The organism is Mediterraneibacter gnavus ATCC 29149 (genome assembly GCF_008121495.1).
GTDB classification, from domain to species: Bacteria; Bacillota; Clostridia; order Lachnospirales; family Lachnospiraceae; genus Mediterraneibacter; species Mediterraneibacter gnavus.
Map to the genome: position 1 here is coordinate 2,390,863 of NZ_CP043051.1, position 15,633 is coordinate 2,406,495.

Sequence of the window (15,633 nt, forward strand, 5' to 3'; positions counted from 1 at the left end):
AGGTGCAGAGAACATGAAAAAATATATGGTAGATGCAAGAGGAAAACAGTGTCCGATTCCGGTAGTGGAGACGAAAAAAATGCTGGCACAGATGGCAGAATCAGATATCGTAGAGACACTGGTGGACAATGCCATTGCCGTGCAGAATCTGGAGAAAATGGCAAAACAAAAACAGCTGGAATGTTCCTGGGAACAACAGGATGAACATACATATCGGGTTTTTATAAAGGCAGAAGGCGCTGTGGATGAAGCGGGGGAAGAGACTGCAGAATGTATCCCGTGTCAGCCGGTCTCCGAAAAAACAGGAAATACAATCGTTGTGTTATCTTCTGACTGCATGGGAGAGGGGGATGAAGTTCTTGGAAGGGCACTGATGAAAGGCTTTATTTATGCGCTCACGAGTCAGGAAGGGCTTCCGGATACAGTCATCATGTATAATGGAGGCGCCAGACTTCCGGTAGAAGGCTCCGAATCCCTCGAAGATCTGAAGCTTTTGGAATCGCAGGGAGTGGAGATTTTGACTTGTGGAACGTGTCTGAATCACTACGGACTGACGGAGAAGCTTTCTGTGGGAGGTGTTACAAATATGTATGTGATCTGTGAAAAAATGCTGCAGGCAGAAAAGGTTGTGAAGCCATGATTTATCTGGACAGCGCGGCGACCAGCTACTATCGTCCGAGAGAAGTGGCGCAGGCAGTGTATGATGCGATCCTGACCATGGGAAATGCAGGCAGAGGAAGCCATGCATCCAGTCTGAACAGTGCCCGCATGATCTATGAGACAAGGTGTCTGCTGAATGAATTATTTCACGGACCAGGACCGGAGCAGGTAGTGTTTACCAGTAATGCTACGGAAGCTCTTAATATTGCAATTCAGGGGCTGACAGCTCCCGGGGTACGGATGGCGGCGACAGCAATGGATCACAACAGTGTCTTACGCCCCGTGTATCGGGCAAAAGAGAGAGGGTGCAGCCTGCAGATCCTGGATGTGGATGAGAAGGGGCGGCTTTCTCTGGAAAAGCTGGAAGAATTGTTTCAAAATGGTGTGGATATCTTTGCCTGTACCCATGCATCCAATGTGACAGGAAACTTAAATCCACTGACAGAAATCGGAAAACTGTGCAAAAAATACGGCGTGTTGTTTCTAGTGGATGCGTCTCAGACAGCAGGAGTATTTCCAATCGATATGGAACGAGATTTTATTGATATCCTCTGCTTTACCGGACATAAGGGCCTGATGGGACCACAGGGAACAGGGGGGATGATCGTACAAAAATCTGTACACCTGCCTGCGTTTAAAACCGGGGGAAGCGGAGTGCAGAGCTTTCTGAAAACACAGCCCAAGGAGATGCCGACTGTACTGGAAGCGGGGACGTTAAACGGGCATGGGATTGCCGGATTACATGCAGCATTAAACTACATTTTGAATGTCGGAACAGAACAGATCAAAAGGATTGAATGTCAGAGAATGCGGCAGTTTTATGAGGGAATCAAACATCTGGATGCTGTAAAAATCTATGGAGACTTTTCAAATATGGAGCGGGCGCCGATCGTCGCTTTGAATATCGGAAATTATGACTCTTCTGCAGTCAGCGATGAGCTTTCCGAGGTGTACGGGATTCAGACGCGTCCTGGGGCACACTGCGCACCCCTGATGCACAGGGCACTTCATACAGAGGAACAGGGAATCGTACGATTTAGTTTTTCTCATTTTCTCAGTGAAGAACAGGTGGAGGAAGCGGTACAGGCAATCAAAGAAATGACAGCAGGAGAAGAGATATGAGACCAAAAGAATTACGTATCATAGTGACATTTGAAACGACAACAGCTGCGATGGCATTTGAAAGCGAGGCAAAAAAGCGGCAGATCGGGGGAAGACTGATCCCAGTTCCAAGGGAGATCACATCTGGATGCGGACTGAGCTTTTCAGCACCGATAGAAGAGAAAGAACAGATTTACAATCTGATACAGCAGCTGCAGTACCAACAGGTGCTGGAACTGATAATATAAAAGAAGAGAAGCAGTTCAGGTATGATCCTGATCGCTTCTCTTCTTTTTTATTCTTCCGGAGGTGTTACGGTACCGGAATCTCCATTGCTGTTTCCGTTATTATTTCCGTTGTTGTTTCCATTGTTTCCGGAATTGTTGTTGTTATCACCGGACTGATCGGAATTTCCGGAATCCTCATTATCTTCGGAATCCTGGCTGTTCTGAGAATCGGAATCCTCTTTGTTCTTATCGTCATCATCCTCGTCATCCTCTTCTTCCTCATAGTGGCCGGAGCAGCTCTGCGTCGGACCGGTTCCTTTTGCGAAATATTCCGTGTAGGACGGACAACTGCTGACCGCCAGAAGACCAGTGACAGAACATACTGTTTTCTGCTCTACAGATGCAGGCATGGTAAAGTTCTTTACCTGAAGACCGAGTGTAGTGTTGACACGGTCCATGATATTTTTCCACATGACTTCGTGCCAGGTCTGATTATAGATATTCTCCATTGGTTTATTGGAATCATATCCACCCCAGATAGAGCATGTATAGTACGGTGTGTAAGCAGCAAGCCAGAGGTCAGTACTGTATTCGGAAGTACCGGTTTTTCCGGATGCAGGCATTCCATTTGCAAGCTGTGCAGCTGTACCGGTACCACGTTTGATCACATCCTGCATAGCATTCGTCAGAAGTGCTGCTGTGGAATCCTTTACAACCTGATGAGTCTCAGGAGTACTGTTGTCCAGAATGACATTGCCGTCATGATCCAAAACCTTTGTATATAAGATCGGTTTTGTGTACACTCCATTGTTGGCCAGTGCAGCATAGGCAGCAGTCAGTTCAATGTTATAAACACCGTTTGTGATACCGCCGAGTGCAGTGGACTGGTTGTAATCGTTGTGTGCCGGATCATCTTCTTTGCTTACCAGTGTAGTAAATCCAAAGTTCTCAAGATATTTCATACCTGTATCGATACCGATATCAGTCAGAGTACGTACGGCACAAACGTTCATGGAGTGGAGGATCGCATAACGTACAGTAGCCTGTCCAATATATTTGCCATCCCAGTTGTTGACCGGAGTTCCGTCGCTGTATGTGTACGGAGAGTCTTCAATCAGAGAAGCCAGAGTATATTTTCCGGTATCGATCGCCGGAGCATAAACACCCAGCGGTTTGAAACAGGAACCTGGCTGCCGGTGAGAATCGGTCGCACGGTTCAGAGAAAAGCTGGCTGTTTTTTCCCCGCGGCCGCCGACAATGGCTTTGACTTCTCCCGTATACTGATCCATCACAACAACAGAAGTCTGAGGCTGTGGAGGGATTGTAATACTTTCGTCTACAGTATCCCCTTCCTGGATATTAAGTGTTGTCTTATATTCCGCAACTGCCTGATTGGCTTCATCCGGGGAAGAGAAGACAAGTGGATATTCACGTCCCCATGCTGCCTGAATATAATCTCCTACATTGTTCTGGCTGTAGTTTTCAACAGAACCGTCAGCACGTGTAACAGTCAGTGCGTATTGCAGTCCGTATTCGATGGTAGACGGATAGTTGCTCGGATCGGCAACCTCTTCATCGCAGATCTGCTGGATCGTCGGATCCTGTGTCGCATAAATCGTCAGACCGCCGCTGTACAGCAGATTATGTGCCTGTGTTGCAGTGTAAGATTTACGTTCCTGCAAATCGTTTAACACCTGTTCTGCAAGCTCATCGATAAAATATGTGTTCGGTTTTTCCGCATCAGAGCCGACTGCAGTAGGCTGAATCCTGTCATAGACAGGGTCTGCCTTGGCCTCATCAAATTCCTGCTGGGTGATGTAGCCCTGTTCCAGCATGTTGTTCAGTACAATGTCCCGTCGTTTGGCGTTCTCCTCCGGATGAGTCACAGGATCGTATCTTGTCGGGTTCTGGGTGATCCCGGCGATGACTGCACACTCCGAAAGTGTAAGCTCTGAGACATCTTTGTTAAAGTAGCGCTTTGCGGCAGACTGAACACCGAGACAGTTCTGTCCCAGGTTGATGGTGTTCATGTAGGCTTCCAGAATCTCTTCTTTGGTCATCTGCTTTTCAATTTCCAGGGCAAGATACTGCTCTTGCAGTTTTCGCTCCAGACTGTCGAAAAACGTTTTTTCCTCCGTGAAATTCGGGAACACGTTATTTTTGATCAGCTGCTGGGTGAGCGTACTGGCTCCTTCTGAAAAGTCTCCGCTTGTGATACCTACAAGACCGGCGCGCAGGATACCCTGCAGGTCGATTCCGTTGTGCTCGTAGAAACGCTCGTCTTCAATCGCTACAAATGCATTGGCAAGATATTTTGGAATTGTGTCAATGGTCTTGTAGATACGGTTGGATCCGGCTTCCCGGAACTGCCCCAGATTCTGACCGTTAGATGCCGCAACCACCTGGGATTTATATCCGCTTGGTTTGACACTGGCAGGAGTGATCTCTGGCGCATCGTCAATGATCTTCTTGACGAAAAGACCGCCGCCTACGGCACCGATGATGCAGATGAGAAGGAAGCAGATGACAACGGCCTTAAAGACACGGACGCCGACCCGTTTCTTTTTCATATTTTTCTTTGAAGATACATTTTTTTTCTTCTTCGAAAGGCTTTCTTTTCCGTAATTCATGAATAATATCCTCCTTTATTCATTCTACTCATTATATCAAATTTGCTCTTTTAAAGCAAAGGAAAAAGAAAAAGTTCATATTCTTATAAAAAAATTTTAATAATTGCACAGTTTTTCTTGTGTTTGTTCCAAAGGCATAGTATATATAATTGAGGAAGAACAGGCAGAAAATACCTGAAACAAACAAAAGGCATGGAAAAAGCAAGGTGGGAGACAGATGGAATACAGGACAGTATATCAGGGCGGCAAGGGCGAGATCGTGGAAAAAAAGTCCCGGTTTATCGCGGAAGTATTTTTGGTGCACTCGGAGGAGGAAGCCATGCAGTATCTGGAACAGGTACGGAAAAAGTACTGGGATGCAAGGCATCACTGCTGGGCCTATGTAATCGGAGAAGAACGCGTGACAGAGCGCTGCAGTGATGATGGGGAACCGAGCGGTACAGCAGGCAAACCGATTCTGGAGGTCATCAGGGGAGCGGGACTTCACAATATTTTTGTAGTTGTGACACGGTATTTTGGCGGGACACTTCTCGGAACGGGAGGCTTGGTGAGAGCGTATACCGAATCAGCAAGAGAAGGGATTTCCCACAGTCAGATTATTACCAAAATCTATGGATTTAAACTGAATCTTACAACAGATTATACCGGATTGGGGAAAATTCAGTATCTGCTGGGACAAAGAGGGCTGACAATCCTGGACAGTGTGTATACAGAGAAAGTAGATCTGACTGTCCTGATTCCGAAAGAGGAGGAGTCAAAGCTGATCGCTGAGATCACAGAAGCGACAAATGGTCAGACCGGAATAGCCAGAACAGGAGAGTGCTGGTTTGCCAACGTAGATGGTGAGATGGTCGTATTTGAATAAGTGACAATAAAAAAGCTGCCGGTTGAGGCAGCTTTTTTATCTTATGAAAATTCTGGCTCGATCAGTCCGAAGGAACCATCTTTTCTTTTGTAGACAACATTGACTTCGTCTGTCTCTGCGTTGCAGAATACGAAGAAAGCATGTCCAAGAAGATCCATCTGGATGCAGGCATCCTCCGGATACATTGGTTTGATGCCAAAGCGTTTTGTACGGACAATGCGGATCTCATCATCTACAGAAGTGTCATCTTCTGATTCGAAAAATTCTTTTTTAAAGTTATTGCCGGAACCGGAAGCGGTAGGATGTCCCTGGCTTCTGGCAACCAGTTTGTTTTTATATTTGCGAAGCTGTCTTTCAATAACCTCTTCTACAAGATCAACGGATACATACATATCATCGCTGGTCTGCTCAGAGCGGATAATGTTTCCTTTTACAGGAATGGTCACTTCAATCTTCTGACGTTCTTTTTCCACACTGAGTGTTACGATAATTTCTGTTTCAGGAGTGAAATACCTTTCAAGTTTTCCTAATTTCTGTTCAATAGCGTCCTTTAAACCTGGTGTCACATCGATGTTTTTTCCACTAATAATAAAGTTCATACTGGTCAACTCCTTTTGTTTATATTGTACAAAGAACTTGTCCTTATAAAGTGTTCTTTGTACTATGTAAACATTATAGCACGGAATTCCTCTATTGTATAGAACGAATTACTTCAATTCGGGTAATTTTTCCATCGGTGATCTTAACGATGCGCAGACCGAAATCAGAAAAGTAAGTGCAGGCACCGACTCCGATCTCAATTTCATCTTCCTTCATCTTCTTTAACAGCACATCCAGCAGTGTCTCATCATTCTCATAAGGAATGTGGACATGGATCAGACGATTGATATATTTGACTTTCTGAGAGGAACGGAAAATAATCTTTTCAGACTCATCAAAAGTCATAAACAAAAATTTTCTTGTGGCAAATAAAATTGCAATGGCGATCACGCCGATCAGACTGTTGAGCGGTGATCCATGCTCGATGATGATCTGTCTTGCGATGGCAAAGAGCAGAACCTCAAATACTGTGATCGGGGTGTGGAGATACAGCATACGTATCATTTCCACACCGATGATCAGGTTAAAACAGGTAGTCAGCATATCGTCATAATTTGGATACTGATTCAGGTCTGACAAATGCTGAAATGAGAGGATCAGCTGAAAGGTCATGATGATAATTGTAACTGCAAGGATCAAAGCGATGACAACTTCCAGGATTGAAGTGATCCATTTCAAAAAGGCATTGGCATATTTTTTCATGGTTGTCTCCTGATTATTTCAAATTGCTGCGTTTACGCATTCTGGAATCCAGGATTTTTTTGCGGATACGCAGTGTTTCCGGTGTTACCTCCAGAAGCTCATCGGTATCGATAAAGTCCAGTGCTTCTTCCAGGCTCAAAATACGAGGCGGTGTCAGGCGGAGCGCTTCGTCTGCATTGGAGGAACGGGTGTTGGTCAGATGCTTTGTCTTGCAGACGTTTAATTCGATGTCTTCTGCTTTTCCGTTCTGTCCGATGACCATTCCGGCATAGACTTTTTCACCAGGTCCGATAAACAAAGTACCGCGTTCCTGTGCGCTGTAGAGTCCGTAAGTGACAGACTCACCGGTCTCAAATGCAATCAGAGATCCCTGTTTGCGATACTGGATATCTCCTTTATACGGCGCATATCCGTTAAAGCTTGTGTTGAGGATTCCGTTTCCTTTGGTATCGGTCATAAATTCTCCACGGTATCCGATGAGTCCGCGGGCAGGAATCAGAAATTCCAGTCTTGTATAACCGCCGCTGGAAACGCCCATGTTCTGAAGCTCTCCCTTTCTCTGACTCAGTTTGTCGATGACAGTTCCGGTAAATTCTTCCGGTACATCCACGTAGGCAAGCTCCATTGGTTCTAATTTTTTGCCGTTTTCATCTGTGTGATATAAAACTTCTGCTTTGCTTACCGCAAATTCGTATCCTTCACGGCGCATATTTTCGATCAGGACAGAAAGGTGAAGCTCGCCTCGTCCGGATACTTTAAAGCTGTCGGCGTTCTCCGTCTCTTCCACACGCAGGCTGACATCGGTGTTCAGTTCGCGCAGAAGACGGTCGCGCAGGTGACGGGAAGTAACGAATTTTCCTTCTCTTCCTGCAAACGGGCTGTCATTGACGATGAACTGCATGGAGATCGTCGGTTCGGAAATCTTCTGGAATGGAATGGCTTCCGGATTCTCAGGAGAGCAGAGGGTGTCTCCGATGGAAATATCGGAAATACCGGAAATCGCTACAATAGAACCGATCGTGGCTTCTTTTATTTCTACTTTGTTCAGACCGTCAAATTCATACAGTTTGCTGATCTTGACTTTCTGCTGCTTGTCCGGATCATGATGGTTTAAAAGGAGCATATCCTGATTGACACGAATCGTTCCGTTGTCTACTTTTCCGACTCCGATCCGTCCGACGTATTCATTGTAATCAATGGTACTGATCAGCATCTGTGTCGGTGCCTCGGGATCGCCCTCCGGAGCCGGGATGTATTCGAGGATCGTCTCAAACAATGGCTGCATATCTTTTTCTTCGTCAGAAAGGTCAAGGACCGCAATTCCTGATTTTGCGGAAGCATAGACAAACGGGCAGTCCAGCTGCTCGTCAGAAGCATCCAGTTCCATGAAAAGCTCCAGGATCTCATCGATCACTTCATCCGGGCGGGCTTCCGGGCGGTCGATCTTATTGATGCAGACGATAACCGGAAGGTCTAATTCCAGTGCTTTTCTCAGTACGAATTTGGTCTGCGGCATGGCGCCTTCAAAGGCATCGACTACAAGTACGACACCGTTTACCATTTTCAGGACACGTTCAACTTCACCGCCGAAGTCCGCATGTCCGGGCGTATCGATGATGTTGATCTTGGTTCCTTTGTAATAGACTGCAGTATTTTTGGAGAGAATCGTGATTCCACGTTCTCTTTCAATATCGTTGGAGTCCATGACACGTTCCGCAACATCCTGATTTTCGCGGAATACACCGCTTTGTTTTAAGAGCTCATCCACGAGTGTTGTTTTTCCGTGGTCAACATGAGCGATAATGGCAATATTTCTAACATCTTCACGTTTTGTTTTCATAATTTTACACTCTTTCCTACTTATGTTAATGTGTGTTCTCTTGTTACAACTTTTTCATTCTATCATAAATTTCAGATTTTACAAGTACTCTTGTGACAGGCAAATAAAAAAATTGTCGATAGATTTTGTCGAACGGTTTTTCGGACAATCGGGTCTAAACTGCGGTATGATGTCATAGACTTAAGTTGACTCAAAAATATAAAATACCACATACGAGGAAGGGAGTACTACAAATTATGTCAGATAAGATTATTGAAAACAATCAGGTAACCATCATGGGAGTTGTGGCATCCGGGTTTACATACAGCCACGAGGTGTTCGGAGAGGGATTCTATATGGCGGATGTGCTTGTGAAGCGTCTGAGTAATTCAAATGACCGGATTTCTCTCATGATCTCAGAACGTCTGATCGATGTGACGCAGGATTATACGGGAGAGGCGATCAAGGTATCCGGGCAGTTCCGTTCTTATAACCGGCATGAAGAACAGAAAAACCGCCTGGTGCTGTCTGTGTTTGTAAGAGAGGTAGAATTTATTGACGAGGAACTGGATGGAGCGAAAACAAATCACATTCTGCTGGAGGGGTATATCTGTAAAAAGCCGGTGTACAGGAAAACACCGCTTGGACGGGAAATTGCGGACCTGCTTCTGGCGGTGAACCGTCCGTACGGAAAATCGGACTACATTCCGTGTATCTGCTGGGGAAGAAATGCACGGTATGCGTCCGGATTTGAAGTGGGAGAGCATGTACAGATACTGGGAAGAATCCAGAGCAGAGATTATGTGAAGAAAATTTCCGAGACCGAAACACAGACACGAACAGCCTATGAAGTATCTGTGAGCAAGCTGGAGTGCATGGAATAGGACGTTTTTCACATTCCCATCGTTGACATCACTTCTGAATAATGATAAAATTTCATAAACATTACTGAGTAGAGAATCGACAAGGTCAGGAGGATAAATATGTCAATTTTTACAGGAGCAGGAGTTGCGATTATTACACCATTTCATGCAGATGGAAGTGTGAATTATGAAAAGCTGGACGAATTGATTCAGTTCCATTGTGATAACGGTACCGACGGTATTGTGATCTGCGGTACAACAGGGGAATCGTCTACATTGACGGAAGAGGAGCATATGGACTGCATCAAGTTTACGATCAGACAGACGAAAGGACGGATTCCGGTCATTGCAGGAACAGGTTCCAACTGTACACGGACTGCAGTCGAGATGTCAAGAGAAGCAGCCGAGAGCGGTGCGGATGGCGTACTTCTTGTAACCCCATATTATAATAAAGCGACACAGACGGGACTGATTGCGCATTATAAGGCGATCGCGGCCGAGACAAAAGCGCCGATCATCTTGTACAGCGTAGCGAGCAGGACCGGAGTGAATATTGAGCCATCCACTGTAGCGACACTGGCGAAAGAGACTGACAACATTGTGGCAGTCAAGGAAGCATCCGGAAATATCTCACAGGTAGCGAAGATCTTGCAGCTGACAGACGGGAAAGTGGATGTATATTCAGGAAATGACGATCAGATCGTTCCGATCCTGTCACTGGGCGGAAAAGGTGTGATTTCTGTATTGTCCAATGTAGCTCCGAGAGAGACACATGATATCTGTGCAAGCTTCTTTGCGGGAGATATTGCGGGAAGCCGGGCATTACAGCTGAAGGCACTTCCTCTGATCGAGGCACTGTTCTGCGAAGTGAATCCGATCCCGGTGAAAAAAGCAGTGAATCTGATGGGAATGGAAGTCGGCGGATTGAGAATGCCGCTGACAGAGCTGAGTGAAGCACATACCGTGCAGCTGAAAAAAGCAATGCAGGAGTTCGGAATTCAGTTAGCATAAAAAATTGTTAAAAGGATATCATAGATTGAGCAAATAGCCAGAATGTGATATCCTTTTTTGTATACCCATCCGGGTAAAGTCTGTCTTTTGCAGGCGTGTATTGCAAAGTCCGGATCGGTATAGCGTGAAAGAATAACGTTTTCCGGTGTGGAAAATGAAAGATACAGAACGAGGAGGAAATCAGGATGATAAAGATAATCATGCATGGCTGCAATGGAAAAATGGGACAGGTGATCACAAAAATTGCGGAAGCAGACAGTAAAGTGGAGATTGTAGCAGGAGTGGATCAGTTTCAGGGAGTGCAGAATCCGTATCCGGTGTTTTCATCGATGGAAGCGTGTGATGCAGAGGCAGACGTAGTGATCGATTTTTCCAATGCGGCAGCAGTGGACGGACTTTTGGACTATTGTGTGAACAGACAGCTTCCGGTCGTACTTTGTACCACGGGACTTTCTGAAGCCCAGCTTGAAAAAGTAGAAAAAGCAGCAGAGCAGACAGCTGTTTTAAAATCAGCGAATATGTCCATGGGGATCAATCTGCTGATGAAACTCTTGAAAGATGCCGCAAAAGTACTGGCGCCTGCGGGATATGATATTGAGCTGGTAGAGCGTCATCACAACCAGAAAGTGGATGCTCCAAGCGGTACTGCACTGGCGCTTGCGGATTCTGTCAATGAAGCGCTGGATCATGAATATACGTATGTATATGACAGAAGCCAGTACCGCAAAAAAAGAGAAGAGAAAGAAATCGGAATTTCAGCGGTTCGCGGCGGAACAATCGTGGGAGAGCATGAGGTGATCTTTGCAGGAATGGATGAAGTGATCGAATTTAAGCATACAGCATATTCCAGAAGCGTGTTTGGAAAAGGCGCGGTGGAAGCAGCCAAGTTCCTGGCGGGAAAAACAGCCGGCATGTATGATATGAGTGATGTGATTCAGTTTTAATCAGAGTTTGAGTAAAGAGCGGGGAGTGTCATGAAAGAATTAGAGACAAGATATCTGGAGCGGCTGTCGGATCTGTATCCGACGATCGCGGCGGCTTCTACAGAGATCATCAATCTGCAGGCAATCTTGAATCTTCCGAAAGGAACCGAGCATTTTCTGACGGATATTCATGGGGAATGGGAGGCGTTTTCCCATGTGCTGAAGAATGGATCCGGTGCGGTGCGAAGCAAAATCGAGGATGTATTTGGATATACGCTTGGGAAGCGGGAAAAGCAGGAGCTGGCTACTTTGATCTATTATCCAAAAGAGAAGACAGAGCAGGTAAAGCGGACCGAGAAGCATATGGAAGACTGGTATAAAATTCAGCTGTACCGTCTGATCGAGGTGAGCAAACGGGCAGCCAGTAAGTACACCCGTTCTAAAGTACGCAAGGCACTTCCGAAAGATTTTGCTTATGTCATAGAAGAACTGATCACGGAAAAGGCGGAGCTTCATGACAAGGAATCCTACTATAATGAGATCATTCAGACGATCATCCGGATCGGCAGGGCAGAAGAATTTATCTGTGCGATCGCAGATCTGATCCAGAGGCTTGTGATTGATCATTTACATATTGTCGGTGATATTTATGACAGAGGACCGGGCCCGCATATTATCATGGATAAGCTGATGACCTATCATTCAGTGGATATTCAGTGGGGCAATCATGATGTGCTCTGGATGGGGGCGGCAGCAGGGCAAAGAGGCTGCATTGCCAATGTGATCCGGATCTGTGCCCGTTATGGGAATCTGGATATTCTGGAGGATGGATACGGGATCAATCTTCTGCCTCTGGCGAATTTTGCACTTCGCATTTATGGGGACGACCCCTGTACCTGTTTCAGGCGCAAAGGAAGCGAACGCCTGCAAAAGGCGGAGATGGAGATGAATCTTCGGATGCACAAGGCAATTTCCGTGATACAGTTTAAGGTAGAAGGAAAACTGATTCTTCAGCATCCGGAATTTCAGATGGAAGAACGTGCACTGCTGCACAGGATTGATTATAAAAAAGGCACGATCCTGCTGGATGGAAAAGAATATCCGTTAAAAGATGACAGGTTTCCGACCATTGATCCGGCAGCTCCGTATGAACTGACCGAAGAGGAAGAGGAGATTATGGAACGCCTGGAAAAAGCATTTGCAGGATGTGAAAAGCTGCAGAATCATATGCGGTTTTTGCTTGCAAAAGGTGGATTATACAAGGTGTATAACAACAATCTTTTGTATCACGGATGCGTACCGCTTAGAGAGGACGGATCTTTAAAGGAAGTACAGCTCTGTGGAAAAAGCTACCGTGGGAAAAGTCTGTATGATGCGCTGGAAGGCTATGTAAGAAAAGGCTTTTTCGCGCTGGATGAACAGGAAAAAGAGCAAGGAAAGAATATCATGTGGTGCATCTGGCAGCATCCGGATTCTCCGCTGTTCGGAAAAGACAAGATGGCGACCTTTGAGCGGTATTTTATCGAGGCAAAAGAGACGCATCTGGAGAAAAAGAATCCGTATTACGAACTTCTGGAAAAAGAAGCGGTGGTAGACGAGATTCTGGAAGAGTTCGGACTGCACCCGGAGGGAGCCCACATTGTCAACGGGCACGTTCCTGTAAAATGTAAAAACGGAGAAAGTCCGATCAAGTGTAATGGGAAAGTTCTGGTCATCGATGGAGGTTTTTCCAGGGCGTATCAGAAAGAGACGGGAATTGCAGGGTATACCCTTGTCTACAACTCCTATGGTCTTGTTCTGGTTGCCCATGAGCCTTTTGAGTCGAAAGAGGCTGCGGTGGAAAAGGGAAGCGATATTCATTCGGATTACATGGTAGTGAAACGGGTGACAGAACGCCGTCTCGTTGGAAATACAGATATCGGCACCGAATTAAAAGAGCAGGTAGCAGATCTGGAGTCGCTGCTTGCAGCCTACAGAAGCGGTCAGGTGATTGAGAAACTATAAGCAGAGACTTACGTGAAAAGAAAGGCATGAAAATATATGAGTAAAGAGATAGAAAGGGAACTGTTGGAGGAAGAACTGGATCTGGGAGCAGAAACAGAGGATCTGGTGCCGGATTCGGTGGATATGACGGAACCGTTAAAGATTTATTTAAAAGAGATCGGCAGGATCCCGCTGCTTACAGCAGAGGAAGAACTGGAGCTTGGCAGACAGATCGCAGAAGGAGATACAGAAGCACGACGAAAGATGGAGGAAGCAAATCTGCGTCTGGTGGTTGCGGTGGCAAAGCATTATGCCGGAAAAGGAATGCAGTTTATGGATCTGATCCAGGAAGGTAATATCGGTCTGATGCGTGCAGTGGAAAAATTTGACTACACAAAGGGCAGTAAATTTTCCACCTATGCGGTATGGTGGATCAAAGAAGCCATTCTGCGGGCGCTGGATTCTCAGTCCAGAGAGATTCGTGTGCCGGTCCGTGTGGCTCAGAATATGAATAAGATCAGCAAAACAGAGCGGAAGATGGAACAGACACTCGGGCGTGAAGTGGCAGCAGAGGAGATTGCAAAAGAGCTGCATATGACAACAGAAGAAGTAGAGCGCATGCAGAGCTATATCAAGAATCCGGTTTCTCTGGAGACTCCGGTGGGAGATGAAGAGAACAGCAATCTGGAAGACTTTATTGAAGATACACAGGAGCCGACTCCGGAGGAGGCTGTTGCGGCACTGGTACAGAAAGAAGAAGTGCAGGAGATGCTTTCCACGCTGACAGAAAAAGAGCAGAAAATCTTAAGACTCCGCTACGGTCTGGAGGACGGCAATGTACATACGCTCGAAGAAACCGGACAGATACTCGGCGTGACCAGAGAACGGATCCGTCAGCTGGAGTCAAGAGCATTGGAAAAACTGAGAAAATCAGCAGGACCAAGAGCATAAAAAAGAAAAAAATTCCATTCATAAAATATTAAAAAAAGGAAAACTTAACAGTGTAAGACTATATTTTATGAAAGGAAGAAGATTATGAAAAACAGAAAAAAACTGCTTGTATTGCTGATGTGTACCTGTATGCTTCTGGGCACGACTGCATGTGGAAACAGAAGAGATACACAGAGCGATACAACAATGAATGATGCAACTGACAAAACAAAGGACAACAATGACAAGACAGACAGAAATGAAAACCGTACAGATGACAACAGTAACGGAAAAGCAGACAACGTGGTAGATGATGTCACAGACGGTGTGAATGATGTAGTGGATGGTGTGACCAATGGAGTGGATGATCTGACAAGGGGAGCTACGGATGCGGTAGATGATGCTGCGGATGGAATGACCAAAGATCATAACACACAGAACCGGGAGAATAACAAGTAGGTTTTGAATACCGGATAAACAAGTGCTGCAGAAGAAGTTTTTGCAGCACTTTTCTATAAAAGGAGAATTGTGATGAAGTTCAGACCTTGTATTGATATACATAACGGAAAAGTAAAACAGATCGTCGGCGGCAGCTTAAAAGATGAAGGCGATATGGCACAGACCAATTTTACTTCAGAACAGGATGCAGCCTGGTATGCAGAAAAATATAAACAGGATGGACTCAAAGGAGGGCATATCATTCTGCTCAATTCCAGAGATTCCGAATATTTTGAGGCAACGAAAGCGCAGGCGCTTCTGGCGCTTTCGGTATATCCGGGAGGGATGCAGATCGGCGGCGGTATCACGGCGGAAAATGCGGAAGAATATCTGGATGCAGGCGCCAGCCATGTGATCGTAACCTCTTATATATTTCGTGAAGGAGAGGTGGATCGCAGCCGTTTGAGACGACTGAAAGAGATGGTCGGAAAAGAGAGGATAGTGCTGGATCTGAGCTGCCGGAAAAAGGGGGATGAATATTACATCGTGACAAACCGGTGGCAGACGTTTACCAGAGAAAAACTGTCAGAAGAATTGCTTGATGAAATGGCGCAGTACTGTGATGAATTTCTGGTACACGGTGTGGATGTGGAAGGAAAATCTTCCGGAGTGGAAGGAGAACTTGTAGAACTGCTTGGCAGATGGGAAGGGATTCCTGTTACTTATGCGGGCGGGATCGGAAGTATGGAAGAACTGGAAAAATTCAAAAATCTTGGACATGGAAAGCTGGATTTTACGATCGGAAGTGCACTGGATCTGTTTGGAGGGACAATTCCTTATAAAAATCTGCTCTGTTTGTAAATGAAATGTAAACAAAGCGG

15 protein-coding genes are annotated in these 15,633 nt (G+C 45.8%); 11 read left to right on the plus strand and 4 right to left on the minus strand.

Annotation, left to right across the window (positions count from 1 at the left end):
* Window positions 1-13 precede the first annotated feature (13 nt).
* Genes yedF through FXV78_RS11865 form a run of 3 tightly spaced genes read left to right on the plus strand, consistent with a single transcriptional unit; the run spans window position 14 to window position 2,009 of the window.
* Window positions 14-640, plus strand: coding sequence for a sulfurtransferase-like selenium metabolism protein YedF (gene yedF, locus FXV78_RS11855; RefSeq protein WP_004844572.1), 627 nt, complete (start codon window positions 14-16; stop codon window positions 638-640).
* Window positions 637-1,782 (plus strand): aminotransferase class V-fold PLP-dependent enzyme, encoded by a 1,146-nt coding sequence (locus FXV78_RS11860; protein ID WP_004844571.1) that lies wholly within the window; start codon window positions 637-639, stop codon window positions 1,780-1,782. Before yedF ends, FXV78_RS11860 begins: the two co-directional genes overlap by 4 nt.
* On the plus strand, window positions 1,779-2,009 hold the full coding sequence (locus tag FXV78_RS11865) for a putative Se/S carrier protein (protein WP_004844570.1): 231 nt from the start codon (window positions 1,779-1,781) through the stop codon (window positions 2,007-2,009). Before FXV78_RS11860 ends, FXV78_RS11865 begins: the two co-directional genes overlap by 4 nt.
* Window positions 2,010-2,056: 47 nt before the next feature.
* Here FXV78_RS11865 and FXV78_RS11870 read toward each other — a convergent pair whose 3' ends face one another.
* Window positions 2,057-4,618, minus strand: coding sequence for a transglycosylase domain-containing protein (locus FXV78_RS11870; protein ID WP_004844569.1), 2,562 nt, complete (start codon window positions 4,616-4,618; stop codon window positions 2,057-2,059).
* Between the two features lie 217 nt (window positions 4,619-4,835).
* Between FXV78_RS11870 and FXV78_RS11875 the strand changes: the two genes are divergently transcribed.
* Complete coding sequence (locus FXV78_RS11875; protein WP_004844567.1) at window positions 4,836-5,483, plus strand: YigZ family protein; 648 nt, start codon at window positions 4,836-4,838, stop codon at window positions 5,481-5,483.
* 41 nt (window positions 5,484-5,524) lie between these two features.
* Here the strand turns inward: FXV78_RS11875 and hpf are convergent, their stop codons facing one another.
* The 3 genes from hpf to typA form a co-directional block, all read right to left on the minus strand.
* Complete coding sequence (hpf, locus tag FXV78_RS11880; RefSeq protein WP_004844566.1) at window positions 5,525-6,082, minus strand: ribosome hibernation-promoting factor, HPF/YfiA family; 558 nt, start codon at window positions 6,080-6,082, stop codon at window positions 5,525-5,527.
* 91 nt (window positions 6,083-6,173) lie between these two features.
* Complete coding sequence (locus FXV78_RS11885) at window positions 6,174-6,785, minus strand: hypothetical protein (RefSeq protein WP_004844565.1); 612 nt, start codon at window positions 6,783-6,785, stop codon at window positions 6,174-6,176.
* Between the two features lie 13 nt (window positions 6,786-6,798).
* Window positions 6,799-8,625 (minus strand): translational GTPase TypA, encoded by a 1,827-nt coding sequence (gene typA, locus FXV78_RS11890; protein WP_004844564.1) that lies wholly within the window; start codon window positions 8,623-8,625, stop codon window positions 6,799-6,801.
* Window positions 8,626-8,861: 236 nt separating this feature from the next.
* On the opposite strand from typA, the gene FXV78_RS11895 reads away from it, so the two are divergent.
* From FXV78_RS11895 to hisA, 7 genes are all read left to right on the plus strand, one after another.
* Window positions 8,862-9,488 (plus strand): single-stranded DNA-binding protein, encoded by a 627-nt coding sequence (locus tag FXV78_RS11895; protein ID WP_004844562.1) that lies wholly within the window; start codon window positions 8,862-8,864, stop codon window positions 9,486-9,488.
* A gap of 99 nt (window positions 9,489-9,587) precedes the next feature.
* A complete protein-coding gene (gene dapA / locus FXV78_RS11900) occupies window positions 9,588-10,478 on the plus strand; it encodes a 4-hydroxy-tetrahydrodipicolinate synthase (RefSeq protein ID WP_004844561.1) in 891 nt (296 codons plus the stop codon).
* 185 nt (window positions 10,479-10,663) lie between these two features.
* Entirely contained in the window at window positions 10,664-11,422 is a 759-nt protein-coding gene (gene dapB, locus FXV78_RS11905) for a 4-hydroxy-tetrahydrodipicolinate reductase (RefSeq protein WP_004844560.1), read from the plus strand.
* Between the two features lie 30 nt (window positions 11,423-11,452).
* Window positions 11,453-13,405, plus strand: coding sequence for a fructose-bisphosphatase class III (locus FXV78_RS11910; RefSeq protein WP_004844558.1), 1,953 nt, complete (start codon window positions 11,453-11,455; stop codon window positions 13,403-13,405).
* 36 nt (window positions 13,406-13,441) lie between these two features.
* Entirely contained in the window at window positions 13,442-14,335 is an 894-nt protein-coding gene (locus tag FXV78_RS11915) for a sigma-70 family RNA polymerase sigma factor (protein ID WP_004844557.1), read from the plus strand.
* A gap of 84 nt (window positions 14,336-14,419) precedes the next feature.
* Window positions 14,420-14,773 carry a hypothetical protein gene (locus FXV78_RS11920; protein WP_004844556.1) on the plus strand — a complete coding sequence of 118 codons (354 nt, stop codon included), beginning with the start codon at window positions 14,420-14,422 and terminating at the stop codon, window positions 14,771-14,773.
* 72 nt (window positions 14,774-14,845) lie between these two features.
* A complete protein-coding gene (gene hisA / locus FXV78_RS11925; protein ID WP_004844555.1) occupies window positions 14,846-15,613 on the plus strand; it encodes a phosphoribosylformimino-5-aminoimidazole carboxamide ribotide isomerase in 768 nt (255 codons plus the stop codon).
* The last annotated feature ends 20 nt before the right edge of the window (window positions 15,614-15,633 follow it).

What these genes read in the sequence shown, in the direction of transcription:
- yedF (WP_004844572.1), top strand. Translation starts at nt 14, where the DNA reads ATGAAAAAATATATGGTAGATGCAAGAGGAAAACAGTGTCCGATTCCG.
- FXV78_RS11860 (WP_004844571.1), top strand. Translation starts at nt 637, where the DNA reads ATGATTTATCTGGACAGCGCGGCGACCAGCTACTATCGTCCGAGAGAA.
- FXV78_RS11865 (WP_004844570.1), top strand. Translation starts at nt 1,779, where the DNA reads ATGAGACCAAAAGAATTACGTATCATAGTGACATTTGAAACGACAACA.
- FXV78_RS11870 (WP_004844569.1), bottom strand. Translation starts at nt 4,618, where the DNA reads ATGAATTACGGAAAAGAAAGCCTTTCGAAGAAGAAAAAAAATGTATCT.
- FXV78_RS11875 (WP_004844567.1), top strand. Translation starts at nt 4,836, where the DNA reads ATGGAATACAGGACAGTATATCAGGGCGGCAAGGGCGAGATCGTGGAA.
- hpf (WP_004844566.1), bottom strand. Translation starts at nt 6,082, where the DNA reads ATGAACTTTATTATTAGTGGAAAAAACATCGATGTGACACCAGGTTTA.
- FXV78_RS11885 (WP_004844565.1), bottom strand. Translation starts at nt 6,785, where the DNA reads ATGAAAAAATATGCCAATGCCTTTTTGAAATGGATCACTTCAATCCTG.
- typA (WP_004844564.1), bottom strand. Translation starts at nt 8,625, where the DNA reads ATGAAAACAAAACGTGAAGATGTTAGAAATATTGCCATTATCGCTCAT.
- FXV78_RS11895 (WP_004844562.1), top strand. Translation starts at nt 8,862, where the DNA reads ATGTCAGATAAGATTATTGAAAACAATCAGGTAACCATCATGGGAGTT.
- dapA (WP_004844561.1), top strand. Translation starts at nt 9,588, where the DNA reads ATGTCAATTTTTACAGGAGCAGGAGTTGCGATTATTACACCATTTCAT.
- dapB (WP_004844560.1), top strand. Translation starts at nt 10,664, where the DNA reads ATGATAAAGATAATCATGCATGGCTGCAATGGAAAAATGGGACAGGTG.
- FXV78_RS11910 (WP_004844558.1), top strand. Translation starts at nt 11,453, where the DNA reads ATGAAAGAATTAGAGACAAGATATCTGGAGCGGCTGTCGGATCTGTAT.
- FXV78_RS11915 (WP_004844557.1), top strand. Translation starts at nt 13,442, where the DNA reads ATGAGTAAAGAGATAGAAAGGGAACTGTTGGAGGAAGAACTGGATCTG.
- FXV78_RS11920 (WP_004844556.1), top strand. Translation starts at nt 14,420, where the DNA reads ATGAAAAACAGAAAAAAACTGCTTGTATTGCTGATGTGTACCTGTATG.
- hisA (WP_004844555.1), top strand. Translation starts at nt 14,846, where the DNA reads ATGAAGTTCAGACCTTGTATTGATATACATAACGGAAAAGTAAAACAG.